At 57.8% G+C, this 19474-nt stretch carries 13 protein-coding genes and 1 tRNA gene; 3 read left to right on the forward strand and 11 right to left on the reverse strand.

Going from position 1 to position 19474, the window contains the following annotated elements:
* Position 1: 1 nt before the first annotated feature.
* Together mqnB and AOP6_RS14765 are read left to right on the forward strand one after the other, a co-directional pair.
* On the forward strand, positions 2–748 hold the full coding sequence (gene mqnB / locus AOP6_RS14760; protein ID WP_155877490.1) for a futalosine hydrolase: 747 nt from the start codon (positions 2–4) through the stop codon (positions 746–748).
* Positions 745–1581, forward strand: a complete 837-nt coding sequence (locus AOP6_RS14765; RefSeq protein ID WP_155877491.1) for a 1,4-dihydroxy-6-naphthoate synthase — start codon at positions 745–747, stop codon at positions 1579–1581. The genes mqnB and AOP6_RS14765 overlap by 4 nt, the downstream gene beginning before the upstream one ends.
* 78 nt (positions 1582–1659) lie before the next feature.
* Here the strand turns inward: AOP6_RS14765 and serA are convergent, their stop codons facing one another.
* From serA to AOP6_RS14795, 6 genes are all read right to left on the reverse strand, one after another.
* On the reverse strand, positions 1660–3252 hold the full coding sequence (gene serA / locus AOP6_RS14770) for a phosphoglycerate dehydrogenase (protein ID WP_155877492.1): 1593 nt from the start codon (positions 3250–3252) through the stop codon (positions 1660–1662).
* A 140-nt stretch (positions 3253–3392) separates the two neighbouring features.
* Positions 3393–3668 carry a hypothetical protein gene (locus AOP6_RS14775; protein ID WP_155877493.1) on the reverse strand — a complete coding sequence of 92 codons (276 nt, stop codon included), beginning with the start codon at positions 3666–3668 and terminating at the stop codon, positions 3393–3395.
* Between the two features lie 91 nt (positions 3669–3759).
* Positions 3760–4779 carry a 3-deoxy-7-phosphoheptulonate synthase gene (gene aroF / locus AOP6_RS14780; protein ID WP_155877494.1) on the reverse strand — a complete coding sequence of 340 codons (1020 nt, stop codon included), beginning with the start codon at positions 4777–4779 and terminating at the stop codon, positions 3760–3762.
* Positions 4780–5106: 327 nt separating this feature from the next.
* Complete coding sequence (locus AOP6_RS14785) at positions 5107–6534, reverse strand: trehalose-6-phosphate synthase (protein WP_155877495.1); 1428 nt, start codon at positions 6532–6534, stop codon at positions 5107–5109.
* A gap of 132 nt (positions 6535–6666) precedes the next feature.
* Positions 6667–7932 carry a glycosyltransferase gene (locus AOP6_RS14790; protein ID WP_213194642.1) on the reverse strand — a complete coding sequence of 422 codons (1266 nt, stop codon included), beginning with the start codon at positions 7930–7932 and terminating at the stop codon, positions 6667–6669.
* Entirely contained in the window at positions 7929–8615 is a 687-nt protein-coding gene (locus AOP6_RS14795; protein ID WP_225897309.1) for a DUF5752 family protein, read from the reverse strand. The genes AOP6_RS14790 and AOP6_RS14795 overlap by 4 nt, the downstream gene beginning before the upstream one ends.
* 167 nt (positions 8616–8782) lie before the next feature.
* Between AOP6_RS14795 and AOP6_RS14800 the strand changes: the two genes are divergently transcribed.
* A tRNA-Phe gene (locus AOP6_RS14800) sits at positions 8783–8858 on the forward strand.
* 96 nt (positions 8859–8954) lie between these two features.
* Here the strand turns inward: AOP6_RS14800 and AOP6_RS14805 are convergent.
* The 5 genes from AOP6_RS14805 to AOP6_RS14825 all read right to left on the reverse strand — a co-directional run bounded on the left by AOP6_RS14805 (position 8955) and on the right by AOP6_RS14825 (position 19239).
* Entirely contained in the window at positions 8955–10067 is a 1113-nt protein-coding gene (locus tag AOP6_RS14805; RefSeq protein WP_155877496.1) for a Fic family protein, read from the reverse strand.
* A gap of 511 nt (positions 10068–10578) precedes the next feature.
* Entirely contained in the window at positions 10579–13920 is a 3342-nt protein-coding gene (locus AOP6_RS14810) for a choice-of-anchor O protein (protein ID WP_155877497.1), read from the reverse strand.
* Positions 13921–13983: 63 nt separating this feature from the next.
* On the reverse strand, positions 13984–17874 hold the full coding sequence (locus tag AOP6_RS14815) for a choice-of-anchor O protein (protein WP_155877498.1): 3891 nt from the start codon (positions 17872–17874) through the stop codon (positions 13984–13986).
* 105 nt (positions 17875–17979) lie between these two features.
* Positions 17980–18300 (reverse strand): PilZ domain-containing protein, encoded by a 321-nt coding sequence (locus tag AOP6_RS14820; RefSeq protein ID WP_155877499.1) that lies wholly within the window; start codon positions 18298–18300, stop codon positions 17980–17982.
* Between the two features lie 246 nt (positions 18301–18546).
* Complete coding sequence (locus AOP6_RS14825) at positions 18547–19239, reverse strand: response regulator transcription factor (RefSeq protein ID WP_155877500.1); 693 nt, start codon at positions 19237–19239, stop codon at positions 18547–18549.
* Positions 19240–19474 lie beyond the last annotated feature (235 nt).

Here is a 19474-nt window from a genome sequence, read left to right on the forward strand (position 1 = left end):
CATGATAGCCCTGATCGCCGCCGTACCTCTTGAAACCGAGTTGCTGCGCCAGACCCTGTCGCCGTGGGAGGTTCGCCATTGCGCTGGGTACGACCTGTTCCAGGGCAGTTATGCGGGACACTCCATTGGCCTGCTGCACTGCGGGGTGGGGAAAGTCAACGCGGGGGCGGCGGCCAAAGCCCTCATCATCTCATGCGCTCCGCAACTCATGATCTCTTTCGGCTGCGGCGGCGCCTACCCCGGCGCCGGCCTGCACCCGGGCGACCTCGCCCTGGCGACAGAGGAAATCTACGGCGATGAGGGTGTTTTGACCCCCAGCGGCTTTTTCGACATGGAAGCCATCGGTTTTCCTCTCGTGCGCCGCGCAGGGACGGCCTTTTTCAACCGGTTTCCGCTGACCACCCCCCTTGTCGAGCACGCCTTCCCTCTTTTGAAGGCGCTCAGTGATCGCCGCGGTTGCCATTGTGCCGCAGGGCCCTTCATCACCGTATCCACCTGCTCGGGCACGCTGGCAGCAGGTCTGGCCATGGAAGAGCGCACCGGCGGTATCTGCGAAAACATGGAAGGGGCAGCTATCGCCCACGTCTGTCGACTGCACGACACCCCTTTTCTGGAGGTGCGTGGCATCTCCAATCTCACCGAAGACCGCGATCTTTCAACATGGGATCTGCGCGGGGCTGCCAGTATCGCCCAGCAAGGGGTGCTGGCCCTGCTGGAAAACCGGCCGGAAAGGGATATCTCCGCATGAGCCGTCTTCTTACCCTGGGCTACTCACCCTGCCCCAATGACACCTTTATCTTTCACGCCCTCATTCACGGCCTGATTCCAACAGGCGACCTGCGTTTTCGGGAACGCCTGGAGGACGTGGAGACCCTTAACCAGCTGGCTCTGGAGGGCATCCTCGACCTGACCAAAGTCAGCTACCACGCCTTCGGCCACCTGCGAGAGGACTACGCCCTGCTGCGAAGCGGCGGCGCCCTCGGCCGCGGCTGCGGTCCCCTGGTGGTGACAACCGGCACGACATGCATGAATGAGCTGAAAGGAAAAAAGATAGCCATTCCCGGGCGTCTGACGACGGCTAATCTCCTGCTGCAGCTTTATGGCGAGGGGTTCGAGGATGTGCTGATTCTACCTTTCGACCAGATCATGGCCGCGATCAGATCGGGGCAGGTGGAAGCCGGGGTGATCATACACGAGTCCCGCTTCACCTATCTGGCACACGGTCTGACTCAGGCAGTCGACCTCGGGGTCTGGTGGGAAGAGGAGACCGGGCTGCCTATCCCGCTGGGAGGTATTTTGGCGAGACGCTCCCTCGGCGCCGACATCATCGCCCGCGTCGAGACCGCTCTGCGTGAAAGCGTGGCCTACGCCCAGAGTCACCCGGAAAGCTCCCGGGCCTATATCCGGCAGCACTCTCAGGAACTGGCCGATGAGGTCATCGCCAACCACATCGCCCTCTACGTCAACCCCTTCTCCCTCGACCTTGGCGAAGAGGGGGTGCGGGCCGTCGAAACTCTGCTGCAACGGGCGGAGGAGCGGGGCATCATTCCGGCATGCCAGCAACCCCTCTTTCTCACCTGAAAAAGTTTAAACAGACACAAAAAAAAGCGACTCCCGAAAAGGGGTCGCTTTTTTTTGTGGGAAGTTGGGCGGATCGATCTAGCGTGGCATGTGGACGGCTTTGATGAAGTGCGCTCCTACCGCCTCGGCCAGTCGAGTGACGACCTCTTCCGGAATAGGGGCATCGAGGGAGAGCACCACCATGGCTTCGCCGGCTTTCTCGCGGCGCCCCAGATTGAGGGAGCCGATGTTGATGTCGGCTTCGCCCAGGATCGTACCGATTCTTCCGATCAATCCCGGCTTGTCATCATAGGTGATGACAAGCATATGCTCTTCCGGCTGAAAATCTGTGTTGAAATCCCGCATTTTGACGATTTTGGGGACACCGTCGAACAGGGTGCCAGCGATGGTGCGCCGCCCCTCGGCAGTTTCAATGGTCAGGGTGACGAGATTTGAGAAGGAGCCGACCTCGGTATTGCGCACCTCTTCCACGGCTATCCCCATGTTGCGGGCGATGAGACGGGCATTGACCATGTTCACTTCCTGCTCGGTGTGACGATTGAGCAGGGCGGCCAGGCCACACACGGTAAGGGGGGCACAGTCGTAACGGGCCAACTTGCCATTATAGGTGAAAATGACCTTGTTGGGGTTGGGTGTCGCCAACTGGGAGATAAAGTCGCCAATGCGGCTGACCAGGGCCATGAAGGGCTTCATGTGATCCATGAGGTCGGGGTCGAAACGGGGGATGTTGAGCGCATTTTCCATGGGACGGCCGTCCAGATAGTTGACGATCTCCCGACTCACGTCAATGGCGACGTTCCTCTGCGCTTCAAAGGTGTTGGCACCAAGATGAGGGGTCACGATCATCCTGGGATGGGCGATGAGCTTTTTCAGGGTTTCGGTGCGCGGGGGCTCTTCGCTCCACACGTCAAACGCGGCACCAGCCACCTTGCCGCTTTCGAGGGCCGCCAGCATCGCCTCTTCGTTGATGATCCCGCCGCGGGCGCAGTTGACGATGATGACGCCATCCTTCATGCCAGGGAAATGGTCGGCGCCTACCAAGTCGCGGGTTTCCCCGTTCAGGGGCGTATGCACGGTAATGATGTCGGCAAAACGGACGATGTCTTCAAGGGGGACAAGCTTGACGCCGAAATCTTCCGCCCGCTTCTCGGCGATATAGGGGTCGCAGGCGATGACGTCGGCCTCGAAGGCCTTGCAGCGCAGGGCCACGCGGCCACCGACCTTGCCGAGACCGATGATGCCGACAGTCTTCCCTTTGAGCTCATAACCGGTAAAGGGAGCTCTCTTCCACTCCCCCCCCTTGAGAGAGGCGTTGGCCTGGGTGACGTTCCGGCACAGGGACAGCAGGATGGCCATGGTGTGCTCAGCCGCCGAATTGACGTTGCCGAAGGGGGCGTTGACGACAATGACCCCCTTGTTGCTGGCTGCCTCGACATCGACGTTGTCGATACCGACCCCGGCGCGGGCTACAATCTTGAGCTTTTCGGCATGGTCCAGCAGCGCCTGATCCACCTGGGTGCCGCTGCGGGTAATGATGGCGTCATAGCCTCCGATGGTCTGGTGGAGCTCGGGAACGGGCAGGCCGAGCTTGACGTCAAGCTGGATACGGGGATCATCGAGGAGAGGCTGAAGCCCTTCCTGGGAAATTTCATCAGTAACAAGGACCTTCATGACGGCTCCTTTTTCGGGGGATGGGGACATCTCTGAGAGCCTGTCCCTTTTCAGGCAAGCGCAAATCTTAAAACTTTAGGGCGCCCCTGTCAACGCCGTATACCGGGTCAAAACTCCCCTCCCAAGGCAGGCCCGGCCGATCATTTGATGCGTTTGAGATGACCGCCCTTGTCCCCGTTCTTCTCCTCGCCGGCAGAAGTCTTTTCTTCCTGGGGTTCGCCGTCCTCTTCTTCTCCCAGGAAGGGGAGGGTCTTTGTCTGAATCATGGTCTCAATGGAGGTGGCAATGGAGAGGCACTGCTTCATGCAGACCCGGCGCGCCGGGCAGGTGGTGCAATCGGCTTCGCCACCGGCGACCCGCAGGGCATGCACGACCAGTTCAACACTTTCGACCTGAGACAGTGGAATAAAAAACATGCTTATTCTCCCGTGGAGGAGCAGATTCGGCCGGTGTAACCACACACCGGCTCAATCTGTCTCTTTTTTCGAGGGAACACCCTACACCCTTTTACAGGGTTTTGCCAGCGACCGCCGCGAACTGACGCAACTTCTCCATGACGATGGCAAACTCCTGCGGGCGCAGGGACTGGGGCCCGTCGCTGGCGGCTTTTTCAGGGCAGGGATGCACCTCGATGATGAGGCCGTCACAACCGGCGGCGACAGCGGCATAGCTCATGGAGGGGACGAGGCTGGCATGACCGGTGGCGTGTGAGGGATCGATGATTACGGGCAGGTGCGTCTGCTCCTTGAGAACAGGCACCGCCGAGATATCCAGGGTGTTGCGCGTGGCGGTCTCGAAGGTACGGATCCCCCGTTCGCAGAGAACGACGCGCCGGTTGCCCTCGGCCAGAATGTACTCGGCGCTCATGAGGAACTCCTGGATGGTGGTGGCCATGCCGCGCTTGAGCAGCACCGGCTTGTCGAGCTGCCCCAGCATTTTGAGGAGAGCGAAGTTCTGCACGTTGCGGGCTCCCACCTGCAGGATATCGGCATAGCGGGCCACCAGCTCCACATCGCGGGGGTTGACCACCTCGGTCACGATGGGCAGGCCGGTCTCCTGGCGGGCCAGGTCGAGCAGCTTCAGCCCCTCCTCCTCCATGCCCTGGAAAGAATAGGGACTCGTGCGCGGCTTGAAGGCACCGCCACGCAGCACCTTGGCGCCGGCCGCCTTGACCGCTTTGGCCGTCTCCACGATCTGCTCTTCACTTTCCACGGAGCAGGGTCCGGCCATGACCACCAGGGAAGAACCGCCAATAGTCAACCCCGGCGCCAGCTCGATTTCGCTGGGAGCGGGGCAGACTTCGCGACTGGCCAGCTTGTAGGGCTTCAGAATGGGGACTACGCTCTCCACGCCGGGCATCGACTCCAGCGACTGCAATACCATCTTGCCCCTTTCGTCCCCGACAGCGCCAATGACGTTGCGGGTCTCTCCATGAATGACGTGGGGCTTGTAACCAAGTTCACGGATCCGTTTTTTGACTTCGGAAAGCTCTTCTTTGCCGACGCCCTGCTTCATGACGATGATCATCTTTGTGCCTCCTGATATGTGATCGTGCTGCCGTTAACTGAAAAAGGCCCCGGAGCGTGTCCCGGAGCCTTTTTGATTTCGATCACAAGCAAAAAGACCACGGGAAAACCCTCTGCCGGTCTGCCCATGGTCTCTGTCGGTTTGTTGTGTGGGGTTCTACTTACGCCAGCAAACCTCTTCCCAGGGCAGACGGTCTAAAATAACCGTACCAAAAGAAAAAGCGGCTAAACTGGACGAATGAAGCAAACATGTAGTTCTCCTAGAAATGCGTGATTTCCCTTGTAACAGGATTTTGAGCCTATAGCAAGGACTAACTTCTGCTACGTTCTACCGGCTGCGCTGCAGCGTTTCAATAAAGCGTCTGACCCAGCGATGGACATCGTTGCGACGGATATCGGCTCGTAAAACCGACATCCGCCGCTTTCGCTCGTGCTGAGGCATAGTAAAAGCCTGACGAATAGCGTCGGCCGTCCCTTCAATATCGTAAGGATTCACCAAAAGGGCATTTTCTCCCATGGTATCGGCGGCGCCAGCGAACTCGCTCAGAATGAGGACACCGTTGTTGTGGACCGAGCTGGCGCAGTACTCTTTGGCTACCAGGTTCATGCCATCACATAAGGGCGTCACCAAGGCGATTTCCGCGGCCCGGTAGTGAGCCAGAAGCTGAACCCTGTCGAGACTGCGGTAAACGTAGTGAACAGGAATCCAGCCATGTTCGGAATACTGGGCGTTGATCCGGCCCACCAACTGGTCTATCTGCCCCTTCAGATCCCGGTAATCGGGGACCATGGTCCGACTGGGCACCACCACCTGAACAAGAGATATCTTTCGCATGAGGTCTGGATATTTCGCCAGGGCCCTCTCGAAAGCCAGCAACCGTTCAGGAATCCCCTTGGTGTAGTCGAGGCGATCGACCCCCAGCAGCAGTTGCCTCCCTTCAATGTTCTCGTGCAGAAACCAGGCGGCTTCATCGACCTCTTTGGAGGCGGCGGCATCGTTGAATTCATCGAAATCGATGCTGATGGGAAAATGTCCCACCCTGACCTTTCTCTGGCCATGCCTCAAGGTGGTATGATGGCGGTGGCGCCGGATCACTTCTGTATCGGGGAGAAGAGAGTGTGCACAACGAATAAAATTGCGCCGGTCCCGCAGGGTCTGAAATCCCAGCAGATCATACTCCATCAGCCCGCGAATCAGTTCGAGGTTCCAGGGAAGACGGCGAAAGAGATCGAGAGAAGGAAAGGGGATATGATGAAAGTATCCCAAAGCCTGCCGCACTCCATGCTTCCGCAGATAGGCGCCGACCAGGGTCAACTGGTAATCATGTACCCAGAGGAGGTCACCGGCTTTGCAGACCTCGGCAATCGTCCGGGCGAAGCGCTCATTGACCTGGCGATAGGTCTGCCAGTTTTCCAGGCTGAAATTGCAGTTGCCGAGCAGATCATGGAACAGGGGCCAGAGGGTTTCGTTGGAAAACCCCCAGTAATATCGCTCTACCTCTTCTTCCGTCAGGGGCACCGGGTGCAGCCGATACCCCTCCTCGGCCCTGAAACGGGAAAGAAGTTCATTCAGCGGGGCCTCTTCGCCGCAGCCAGGCCAGCCAATCCACAAGCCATCGTTCTGCTTCATGACTGGCGAGAGAGCCGTCACCAACCCACCCGAGCCGGCGGAAATGTCCCAGCGCCCTTCAACACAGGAGACGACGACAGGGAGACGGTTGGAGACCATCAGAAGCCGGTGTGACTGTTGACTCATTGCAATATCTTACCTTCCTGACATCCCTCCTGCACAGGAGGATCAGACCATCTGCCCATACCCGATCCCCTATCAGGCACTTCAACTCCCTTAAAAAAGGGGCTTCCCCTTTTTCCAGCGTGCAGACTGCTGTCAGTCACCGACCTCAATCCGCTCCTGACTTCCGCTGATCAAACCATTAATCAGCGTGAGATATTCACGCAGGTGGCGTGTTATCAGGTAATTTTCTCTGACGAAGCGTTGAGCCCTGGCCCCGATTTCATCCAGAACGTCCCTGCGATGCAGAAGGTAACGGATGCGAAGGGCCGCCCCTTCGGGGGTGTGAACCAAAAATCCGGTGTAATGATTGATCACCTGCAGCCGGATACCCCCCGTATCGCCACCAATAACGGGCTTACCTTTCCACATCCCTTCCGAGACGGTGAGCCCGAACCCCTCCTTGATCGACTTCTGCAGGACAATATCAGCCGCCCTCTGCAGGGCATTGATTGTAGTATGCGCGTCGGACGGCAGCAGCAGGACATGGATATTGGGATCTCCCTCGGCGGCCTGGCGAACCTCCTGCAGAACGGCCTCGCCTTCCGGGTCATCGCTGGCGCCGCCCCCGGCCAGCACCAGCTGCAGGGGAGTCAATTTGCTGGCCAGCTTGTAAGCCTCAATCACCCCCAGGGGATCTTTGAAGCGGTCGTAGCGCGAGACCTGCAGAATCATGGGCAGGTCAGGGTCGAGCTTGAAGGTTTTAAAGACCGCCTTGATCTCCGCGGCTGGCAGGTCACGGTTCTTGGCACTCAGCGGATCGATACTCGGCGCAATGATGTACTGGAGATGAGGGAGTCTCTGGGCAAATTCGGGCAGGGAAAAAACACTGGCATCATAAGGCACAACCCACTGCTTCAGATATTTCCAGACCGGACGGTAGGGATGGCTCGCATCGATATGGCACCGCCAAACCCATTTGCCCTTGCGCTCGGGCAACTTGGCCAAGAGGGGAGCCGGTTGCGGGTCGTGTATAAACACGATGTCCGCATCCACCAGCTTCTTCCGGAGTTCTTCGGCGTTGCGCTCGTTGGTCTCCTCATAGGCCTGCAGCAGCCCCTCGGAGAGACTCTGCGGCACCCCTTGCAGGGCATTGTGAAATCCCTTGGTGCACTGGTAAAATTGCGCGTCACCGCTGACAATCTCCCAACTGGTGTCAATCCCCAGAGCCTGCTTCAGAGGGATGAGCTTGTGCAGGATTTCCGCGACCCCACCCCCTTCACGAGTCGAGTTGACATGCACGACCTTTACCCCCCTCAGGGGCTTGGCAAGCTGCTCCAGTTGGCTGATAACCCCGTCGCCAACGACGGCACGATAATCCTCTATGATATTGTTTTCTGTCTCCATGATTGGCCTCATCATCTTGCCCCCTCCTCAAAGCAGGATTGAAAGATGCCATGGACAATGCTCCGGATTTCCTTCAAGGATGAAAAGAAGGGGTCGACATCACTCAGTCGATGGCACAGTTCCAGGTAAGGCTCGCCAAAGCCCTCCAGCCAGGCGGTAAAATCATTTAGATGCCCTTCCGTGCGGCCCCGGGCATCAATGAAGTGATAATAGATGCTGCCTGTGGAGAGAGTGGGAATGACCTGCAGGATATCTTTCGGAGTGGCGAATCGTTGACCGGTATCGAAAACGACAATCTGTGACCGCTGGAAGTGAAATTGCTGATCGGCCTTGGCCCAGGGCACCATTTCGCTTTCATCGAGGCGCTGCTCCACCACCTCGACGATTTCCCGACGCAAGGCCTCCAAATCTGAAAAATCCGTCGGGATGACCATGCTCAGCCGTTCGGCCAATGGCTTGTCATGCAGGCCATGGTAGGCCCAGGAGGCAAAGTCGTTGTTGTATTCCGGCTCGTCGAACTTGGGGGTCAGCAAGCGACCCCAGAAGTGGTAGATTAAACTGGAGGGGGGAGCCTTCTGCAGGCCGTCCGAGAATTCCCGTAGGTTTTGTGCCTTGATCCCCGTCGCCAGGGTAATCAGAGCGCAGTCCTTTAGGGCAAAAGGAGTGGAAGAGGAATGCATCTTTGATTCTTTAGCCATTTTTCATCCTCCCACAAACAACCTTTATCTATATGAACTATAAGGGTTTTTATTTATATCACAAACTTTTAATGCTGCAACTATCGAGGCTGAAAGGCCCCCTTTTCTCACTCCGATATTTTTTCTTGACAGTCTCCACCGATTTAGCTATAAACGGGCTTCCAAACGCCCAGGTAGCTCAGTCGGTAGAGCAGAGGACTGAAAATCCTCGTGTCGGCAGTTCGATTCTGTCCCTGGGCACCAGAAAAATCAAGGGGTTAGCCTACTCAGGCTAACCCCTTTTTCTTTTGACGGCATACTGGCAGATTCGGCGATGGTGCTGCAGGAAGGCGAAGTTGCTCATAGCGTCGGATAGGGAGGGAATTGGTTATTGTCGTGGGACATCAGTCGCACCAGCTTCGTATGCATGAATAATTTTTCCTTGCCGGCGGACTTTTCTTCCAGCACGCCAATATCCACCAGTTGTTTCAGGTAAACCGAGGCCGTTTGCCGTTTGGCGATATCCCGCTCCACCAGCGAGCTGATGCGGCAATAGGGCTGTTCGAAGAGTACCTGCATCAACTCGTGACTGTATATCTTGGGTAGCTGCCCTTTAACGTAGAGTGAGGTTTGCTCCATTAACTCCCGCACGGCGGCGATTTTCAGACAGGTCCAGCGCGATACCTGCTCGACCCCTTCGAGCATGAAAAGAATCCACTCCTGCCACCGACCATCCCGTGTCACCTGATTTAGCAAGCGGTAGTAGGCCGATTTGTTCTGCACGATATAGCGGCTCAGATAGAGTATCGGCAGAGTCAGCAGTCCCTGTTCGATCAGGTACAGGACATTGAGGATACGCCCCGTGCGGCCATTGCCATCGTAAAAAGGGTGAATGGCCTCGAACTGGTAGTGGCTGATGGCCATCTTGATCAGCGGGTCCAGATCGTCTTCGGCGTGGATAAAGCGCTCCCAATTGCTCAGCAGGTCGCGGAGGACGGATTCACCTTCAGGCGGCGTGTAGATCACCTCGCCTGTAGTTTGATTTCCAATGACAGTACCGGGCAGCCGGCGCAGCTCCATGGCCTGATTCTTCAGGGTGCTGCAGACCTCGATGGCGGTTGCGGTGGCCAGAGGCCGATCCCGCAGTTGCCTGAACCCCTGGTACAGAGCGGTACGGTAACGCAGCGCCTCCCGGGTGGCCGCATCGGCCTCGCTTTCCCGCTGGGCGTGGCGGAACAGCTTGTCGGTGGTGGTCAGGATATTTTCGATTCCCGAGCTGTCCTTGGCTTCCAGCAGCGGCAGCAGATTGATCAACAGGCCCTGATCCGGCAGTAATGCCCCCGCCTGCTTGAGCTCGGCAAGGGCGGCGCGAGCCGGGATACAGGCCTTGAGAATCGTCCGTGTTTCGACCGCTTCCACCGGGGGAGGCAGGGGCGGCAAGGCGTTGTAGGGTTGATTCGGCTGCCATTTCATCTTTACAAATCCGTCTTTTATCGACACATAGTGGGTAATAAGACCAAGATATGGCGAGAATATCGACATGTCAACCATCTTGTGTCGAAATAAGCCAGCTTTGTCGACACAAGATGCGCTGGTGCCCGGCCGATGTTGACGGCATCGACATGAGCAGGACCACATGTCGATAAATTTGAATTTTGTCGACATGTGGTCCTGCCGTCCGCTATTATCAAAACGCTCCGTTGGAGGCTCGGGATTGCAGGGGCACGAACAGGGTATCGAGTTCGGCCAGATGGGCTCAGGCGCTGGATTTCGGGGTTCAACCGATTCGACGATGGCGATAAAGCGGTGTTTGAGATCGATTTTTCTGAAATAAATCGGCCCTTGCAAATGTCAACTCAATTGCTACCTGAGGCTATAGCCAATTTAATTTTGTAGGTACAGGGGTTTTTACGGAACCGCCCGCAGCAAACTGCGGGCGGTTCTGCTTCACCTTAATTCACGGGCAGGCCCGTCTGTCCAGGCATTATGGCTGGGTGACTGTCGGATCGTAGAAGAGGATGCGCCGGAACCAGGCATCGGCGCCAACTTCGTTGCCGGCCATGTCAAAATCCCACTGATTCCAGACCGAGTAGAAGAACTGCCCGCCCGGACTGGTGGTGACGGAGGCCTCGCCCGATTCGAGGAACTGGCTGCCCTCGATGGCGTCGAACTCATTGCAAAAGTCGGCATATCCTGTCACCGTTTCCACACACTCTGCCGCCGTGTCGGCCCAGACCAGATAGTCATCCCCCCAGTCGACGGCGCGGCTGTAGAACAAGTCGAGAGGCGGTGCCTCGCCGGCGTCGTAGGCGCTGCTGTGTCCCGTCTCGTAAACCATGAAGAAGCGGGACGGATTGCGCACGTCGTCGGCATAAAGCGGTGCCACGAAACCGGCGGGCAGCGACGTGGTGCTGACCCAGGCCTCGGTGATGCTGCGAGTGGTCGGCGAGTAGCGCGGGTCGAGGACCGTCACCTTGGAACCAAGCAATTGGGAGACGTTCCTGGCCTGCTCGAATTCACCGGCCGTGTAACTGACACATACGGGATATTCCGTCTCGGCGCCGGTCGCCCCCATCCACTCGCAGGTCGTGGTGCCGTCGCCCGCGTAGGTGATGCCGTCCGTGTGCGTGAAACTGGCCGGCAGGGTCGTCCAGGTCACGCCCCCGTCAAAGGAGCGCCGGACATAGAGGTTGACGATATCCTTGGCATCGGTCAGGGCCTTCCAGTTGTTGGTCCAGCCGTACATGGCCATCACCATGTCACCGGCCAGGAAGCCACGGTGCCCCTTGGCCATGTCGTAGGGATTGGCCCAGGAGGTATCATCGAGATTGCTCTCCAGCACGGCCTCACCACCATAACTGGCACCGTACTGCTGCCAGGTCAGGATCTTGGAGATCGGCTCGCTGTCTTCCATGTTCATATCGTCAAAGTAGTCGTTGAAAGGGAAGGCTTCCAGGCAACTGCTGGCATCGGCGCAGGTCTCGCCGGTGAGGATGGTATTGCCCGAAAGATTGATGGCCGGGGCGCCACACAAGCCCTTGACATAGCGGGGATTGCTGCCGTCGGTAAAGACCCAGGCGGAGGTGCCGTCGGGGTTTTCGCAAACCATGTTGGCATAATCGTAGGGATTAGCCTGGTAATCCAAACCACCCTGACACACTTCCTCTTCGCGGCAGCTGCTCTCATCCGTGACACAGGTTTCCACCTGATTGCAGACTTCCCCATCCTGGCAGGTTTGGGCCGCGAAGGTCGGGTTGCCGTTCGCATCGAGGTAAGGATAGCATTTCAGCGGCGGGTCGTCTCCCTGGCACTGCCCCGGGTTCGGTTTGTAGGCGGGATTGGGAACATTGTCCACACACTCTGTTACGAGCGTGCAGACCGTTTCGGTCGTGCACACTTCGTCACAGACCGTTTCCATCGTACAGACTTCGTCAACAAGGGGGATCGCGAAGCGTCGGGCCATGATATCGGCCGGACCGCCGCGGCGGATGATGCCCTGTTTCCATAATTGAAGACCTACCAGACCGCTGGGACCGGCATCGTACCAATCCTGGGAGATGACACTCGGTCGCCGGGCGATCTCCGTCTGATACAGGGTCGTCTCCAGACCACCCTGGGTCTCGAAAATCGGGTCTACCTTGAAGGCGTAGAAGTTGTGCCCGAACAGGGGAGCGGCTTCAAGCAGGTCGGTGGGATCTGACCAGTCATCCGGGTAGACCGCCGGCTGATTGAGCATCAGGCCCTGGGAGACCAGCTCGGGTTGGAACATGTCGAAAGTATGGTACCAGACGTTCTTGCCCATATCGCGCTTGTCGGCATCGGTGAGCTCGTCGCAGTCGCCGTCGTCACAGACATCACCGAGCCCCTTGTTTTCTTCGTAGGCCATATAGAACCAAGCACTGTCGATGGGGAAAGCATCGGGATTGAGTTTGTCAAAGAGGCCGGTGGACGAGTAGCCGTGCAAGCCAAGGCGAGCACGGGTGGCGCCAGTGGTGCCGCGCATGAGGCGGCCGTCTTCGGTAATGCACATGTTGACGTCGTGCTGCACCGCCAGGCCCCCCTCATCGGGGACCTCGATGGTGACGGTCACCGAGTCGGCACAGAAATCAGCCGTGCCGCTGCCATCGAAGTCGGCGTAACAGTAAGGCTTATCGCCCTCGGCCACGCACATGGTGTTGTCGGTCAGGCGCACGGGCATCGCCATCGGTACGGCGGCCTGGGGGCTACCGGTCGGGTTGGCGGCGACCCAGGTGGCCAGATCCCCGGTCTCCCCATAAAACGTGCCATAGGTGCTGTCGGCGACCAGACCGAAGTCGTTCCAGCCAATATAGGAGTACCAGACGTCGGTCTGATGGTGCGCCACCGCGCCGCTCCAGCCCTCACCGGGGCCTTCCCCCTCGCCGGGACGGATGCCGTCCGGGTCTTCCTGCCAGGTGACCACACAGCCGGCCCCCTTGACGCAGACCACCTCCGGCCGATTGGCGTCGCGCTCGGCCGAGCTCAGGCGTTCGGCCTTGAACCAGGTGAAGGTGGCGGGCTCGCCTTCGGCAGCCGGGGGCAGCATGACGCCACGGGCCACCCAGACCGCCGCGTAGGGGAGTTCGCCGACCAGGGGATAGCCCTCGTCAGCCAGATCGGAGGACCCCTGCGAACCGGCAACACCGAAATGATCCTCCAGATAGAGGCAGGGGGTGCCGATCAGGTCGCCGTCCGTACAGGCCGTGGCATCGGGGATCCTTCCCTGCGCTTGCAGGTAGGCGGCCAGCAATTCGCGCTCACCCTCACTCATCGCATAGGTCGGGCTACCGCCGCTGGCGTAGCGGCTCACCCAGGCGATCATCACCTTGTTTCCATCCGAAGCGGCAAAGGTGCGGCCGACATCCCCCGGGTAAGGGATTTTTTTCCTGCCATCCTTGATCTTGAAGGAGGACAGGTCTCCAGACTTGGAAAGGTTGGTGCGTTTCCAGGTGGCGCCGTCATCGAGGCTGACAGCCCCATAGGCGTCGCGCTGGCCATGACCGGGAAAGCCCCCGTAGCCTTCCTCCTCGATTAAATCCACGTGGCCATCGGTGTAGTGGCTGATTAAAGGGCGCGCGTAGGCGCGGGTTTCGAGGAGAGTTCCTTCGGCATCGTAGTATGGGATTCCGTCAGTCGGCAGAGTGCCATCCGAGGCTTGCGCCGGCACATAGAGGGGCAGCATACGGATAGCGGCGAATTCCGTTTCCAGCTCCGGTGTGTTGGAAATATTCTTGCGGAACATGGGGCCGTCATCGGCCCAGGCCGGGGCGGCGAGAAGAAACAGCAACAGAATGCTCAAGCATCTCATGGTCTGTACCCCTTTCGAAAAAAGGCCAGGGACACCTGCCGAGCGTCCCTGGCCATCACGGTCTTAAGGTGTCGTCGGCGTGCCGACATTATTCTCGAATTCCATCGGCATAATGCGCCGGAACCAGATGTCGCTTCCTTCAAAGTGGGTCGGGTTGGCTTCATCCAGCGGGGCCAGTTCCTGCAACCAGGTGCCGTAGAAGCGGGAACCGTCAGGCGTCATGCGGATCTGGACCTCGCCCTGCTCCGGATCTCCTTTGGCAAGATAGCCCCAGCGGGTGACGGTCTCACCGGCAAAGTTGCCATCGCTGTCCGGATTGACCTCCCATTCATCCAGCACGAAGGTCTCGCCTCGGTCCTGCGTAAAGGTGTAGAACAGGTCCAGAGGGACGGCATTTTCCTGCTCACCGGTGAGAGGATCCTTTTTCGGATTCGTCGAGGTGCCGTAAGCCAGGTAGACGACCTTGTTGTTGTAGAGGTCTTCCGGATGGGCCGTGGTGTCAGACAAGGTCGGATTCCCATTGAGATCCAATACCGTAGCGTCAAGAATCTTGCCGGCGGGAGGAGCGACGATGCGGGGCTCGATGACGCTGGACTTGGCGTTGGGCAACTGGGACATATTGCGGGCCTGTTCGAATTCGCCGGCCGCATAGGTATAAATGACATCTTCGGTCACGATATTCCCGTCGGCATCCCTTTCAAAGTCCAGGTTGCCTTCGGCATCAGACGTCATCACCTTGAAGGTTTGCGTGTAACTGACGCCGCTACCCAGGGGATCGGTGGACCAGGTCTGTCCACCGTCAAAAGAGCGGCGAATGAAGAAGTCATATTTGTCGTTACCGTTGCGGGCTGCGGCCCAGTTGGGCGTGTAGGAGTAGCCGACCATGAGGAAGTCGCCCCGCATGACGCCGCGATGGGCACGGGCGTCCTCATAGGGATTGGAGGCAGTGGAATCGTCCAGGTTTTCTGCCGTCTGCTCCCAGCGCACCACCTTGATGGCACCATAGGGGTCATCCGTGGTCGGATCGCCCAAACTGGAGGTGGTAAAAGTGGGGGTGACGGTACTGATGTTCTGGGTCCCAACTGCGCAGATCTGCTTGCCATCAGGGGCCGTCATCCATTCATCGCAGACGATGTTCGTAAACCGGTAGGGATTGCCGGTCTGGGTTTTCGGCGCCACCACCCGCCGCAGCAAAATATCGGAGGGTCGGCCTGAGCCTTCCTCGCCCTCTTTATAGACGATGACCATGACCGTGGCGGAAGGGCCTGCGGCGCTCTTGCCCTGCAGGATGAAGCGGGCCCGCCGGGCATTTTCATAGGCTAACTGCGGCCGACCGAGATAGTCGAGCACCAGGTTGCCGTTTTCATCTTTCAGGTACAGGATATTCCCATCGGCATCACGGGCCGGCAGGTTGACGATATTGCCGGCGCTGACGGTCTCGGGGTTCTGGAAATCGAAGCTGTGGTAGATGACATTCTTGCCTTCTTCGACGATGTAGGTGTCACCACCGAACCCGGTACCATCTTCGGGTTCACTCCCCGTTTCGCCGGTATCGGGGGCGCCGGAGCCGGCGCCTTTGGTCTCTTCATAATTGACAATGGCCCAGGCGCTGGGGACCGTGTAGGAGGTTTCCACCACGTCTGGCGTAGCCGGGTTGTCGCCCGTGATCGTCTTGGTGTACGGCTGCATCATCAGGTTGGGGCGGGAGGCGCCAGTATCCCCGTCCATCAGCCGGTCATCGGCGGTGATGCAGACATTCTTCGTTTCGCCCTGCTCATTGACGAAAGGATAATAATCTTCGCAAAGGCCGTCGATCATAAAGCCGTAACGGTGCGTACCGTCGCCATCGCCTACGGATTCATAGTTGGCAACGGGGGTCCAGGTCTCAAAGTCCGTGGTGGTCGCCATCAGGTTATCGCTGTTGAGCACGTCGTTATCCGAAATACGCACCGGTAGTGACATGGGCACCAGCGCCTTGGCGCGCCCGACCAGATCATGCTGAGGATCACCACCCGCAGCGAAGTTCGCATCGACCTTGGCGAAATCCGCCAAGGAAATATAGCTGTACCAGATATCCGTCTTGTGGTTGGTGGTCGCGCCGCTCCAGCCATGGCCTGGCCCCACGAATTTACCCGGCCGCAGTCCGGCAGGGTCTTCCTGCCAGATCAAACCCATACCGGCGCTGTCGGCGCCCCCAAGGAAAAGCTGCAGAGCATCGCGGCGACCGGATGTCAACCGTTCAGGCTTGAACCAGACGATATCGCCGACATAGTCGCCCAGACCGGCCTCGACATTTTTCTGGGTGGCGATAATGCCGCGCGCCGCCCACACACAGCTGTAGGGCAATTCGCCGACCTCGGGAAAACCGTCTTCCGTGTAGTCATGAGAGAGCTGCGGACCGCCGACACCCCAGATATCGTCTTCGTAGTAGGCGTTGTCGTAGGGATAGTCGTCTGTGAGAGGATCGACATCGATAGCGTAGCGCGGCTTGCCGCCGTTGCAGAATTTGCTGGACCATGCCACCAGGATGTTGTTGCCCTGAACCTGCATGACCGGCTTTCTGGTATCCCCGTAGTAGGGGGTGCCGTTGGCCAGGGTAAAGGAAGACCGATCCGCCGAGCGGGAAAGATTCATGCGCTTCCAGGTGTTGCCGTCGTCGCGCGACACGGCGACCCAGACATCGGCGGCACCCGTGGTGGGGTCTTCGTCCGTATAGGTGATAACCAGTGGCTTGGCCTCTTCGGCGGTGCGGATCAGGTTGCCCACCTCATCATAATAACTGATGATCGTGGCCGAACCATCGGCTTTGAAAGCCGGAAACCACATGCGCATATCGTTCATCTTGGCCTTGGCGCTGGCCTCAGACGGCGTTCGCGAGATATTCTTACGCAGCATGGTGCCGGCGACCGTCTCTTCAAGGTGCGCCTTGGCCTCGTCAGCGGAAACCATGACCAGACTCAATCCACGCAGGCTGGCCTCGTAGAGGGCCTCATCGAGGATCGCTTCGATTTCGACCCCATTGCTGAAGTCGAAAGCGCTTAAACCCAGGCGCCCCATGGCGGCGTCCAGAGCCGCGACGACATCCGGGGTAATCGTGATGCGGTCACTCGGGTTGGCATCGGCATCCAAACTTTGCAGCAGGCGAGCCATGTTGATGACTTCGGCACTGTCCGTATCCGCCATCTCGAAAAGATCAAGAGGGGAGATGCGATGATCGGCAACGGTGCTACCCAGAGCATAGTGGCCAATGGACAGCGAAACCTTTTCGTCCGGGAAGAAATCAAAAGCGCCGGCCTCATCAGTTATGCCCCCATGGGTCGGGGTTGCAAAGGAGAGCCCTTCAACCGGACTATCAATGAAGTGGCCACGCCGTGGATGCGACAGCATATAACTGAACCACCAGCCTTTGCCCACCCCTTCGAACTCGGCATAATAGGCGTCATCGTAAATGCCGACCTCAGTAGCACAACCATCCCCCGTATAGGCCCAGGCCGCGGCTGATACCGGTTTTCCATCGGCCCCCACTCCCGCCATGCTGACATGAACAGCGATATTCTGGATTCTGAGATCCATGTACGGTTCCCCCCAACTGAAACCAAGATCATCGGCGAGGCTCAGTTCGAGATCATAGCTTGGCGCATGGAGAGCTTCGGCCTTGTAATTGAACTTCCCCGGGATGAGATTTCCTTTTTTGGTGGCGGGCACGGGCTCCACGCCGACATAAATATGAACGTCAAGCAACTGCCAGGACTCATCCACAGCATCCAGCTTGACATGGAATGCATCCCCCGTGTTCCACACCTTGGCCGTTCCCACCTGCTGTAGCGTCTGAGTGATGAGCGGCGCCTGCAACAGTCCCGGGCCTTCGTGGTAAACAGCACTACCATAGGCCGGTGAAATAACTGTTGCCATCAAGACAACGGTCCCCATTACCAATCGTATCCACGTTTTCATGAAAACTCCTCCTCTCTCTTTTTGTCCCTCGAATAACCAGTAACGAATAAAAACGCCGGTGCGTTTAAGCCACGCCTTGATGCAGGCAGGGTTACTTCAAAATGCTCAGACAAAGGGCTTCAGCCTGTACTCCCCCGTGAACCGAACCGCAACGCCCGAGCTTTCCTGCCGCGTCACCTCCCCGTTTGTCACTAGATAGAGGTGGTGAATCTCCTTTTCTGCCAGGGAAATCCGTATGAGCATTTCGATCTGAACCGCTTCCTTCTCACAGAAGGAAGCCCCGGTGTGGAAATAAGCCCCGCCGCTGGAAATATCGCGCGTCAGCAAAAAAAGGGGTCTGGGGCTGTCATTGGAAGATTGGGGCATTATCAGAGCGGGCATCTGCATTTCAAACCGCTCAAAAACCCTCTGCTCGCTCTTTGGCATGGGCAGGAAGACTCCAGCATCGTTTCACAGGCTATTTTCACTGTTACTCATAGAAATACCGGACCCCGGCATAAACACCATCGGGCAGGTGACGGATTTTTTAATGATTTTTAACCTATTTTTAGTAAGCCATAGGGGGGAATGAACCAGACGGAACTCTCATACCGCCTCAACCTTTTTTCGTAGGCGGCCTTCATGTTCAGATAAAAATCGGCAGAGGAGTCCTGTGATAAAGCGGCGAGGAGACTACTTCAGATGATGAGCTGCCCACAGAGCCGCCTGCAGGCGGTTACGGGCGCCAATTTTTTTGAAGATGTTGTAGAGGTGGGTTTTTACAGTGTGGGGGCTGATATAAAGGCGGGTGCAGATGGTCTCATTATCGGCACCGGCGGCGAGAAGGGCGAGGACATCCCTTTCCCGGGGGGTCAGGATCGCCGCCGTATTCTTCTGTGGATGCGATACTTGCGTTCGCCGGCTAACATACTCCATCATGACTTCTCGGGAAGCCCAGATTTCGCCCCGTTTCAGGGCGCAAATTCCTTTAAGGATGCTCTCGGCCCGGTCATCCTCGAAAAAAAATCCACGTACTCCAAGCTCGAGCAGTTCAGAAACAGGGGCTTCATTACGCATCAGATTGAACAGAACAAGGGTTTCGTTCTGGAGAAAAGATGGAGCGTCTTTCCTGAGCTGCGTCAGCAGGTCGCTTCCGGCCCCCCCCGCGGCATCAAAGAAAATCAACCGAGGCATAACGGGAGCATTTTCCACGGACAGGGGAGGAATATCTTGCAGAAAAGGAACGACATTCCACTGGGCCGGAGTCTGGGAAGCGATAAAGTGGGAAAAGATATCCGTGGCGAAACGCCTATTCCCCACAATGACAATGGGGCGATCTCTGTGCTGGCAGGTTGTGCAATGACGAGAATCCGTGGAAGAGTTCACGGCTTATCCTGGCGCCGGACCGGTGACTTTCTGCCATATCCACTTTTTCATTTCTGGGCGCCAAATAATTATGCCATAAAATTCTAGACCGCAGCCCGGAACAGCTTGTTTTTTATATTAAAATTTTATCATATTCATAGTTACATCTATTTTCAAATTCACGCCTTTACCGCCTTCCGGCAAACGGACGCTTGACATTGGCCCTTGAGCAGGTTTAATTAGTCGAAGTCATTTT

The organism is Desulfuromonas sp. AOP6, assembly GCF_009731355.2.
Taxonomy (GTDB): domain Bacteria; phylum Desulfobacterota; class Desulfuromonadia; order Desulfuromonadales; family SZUA-540; genus SZUA-540.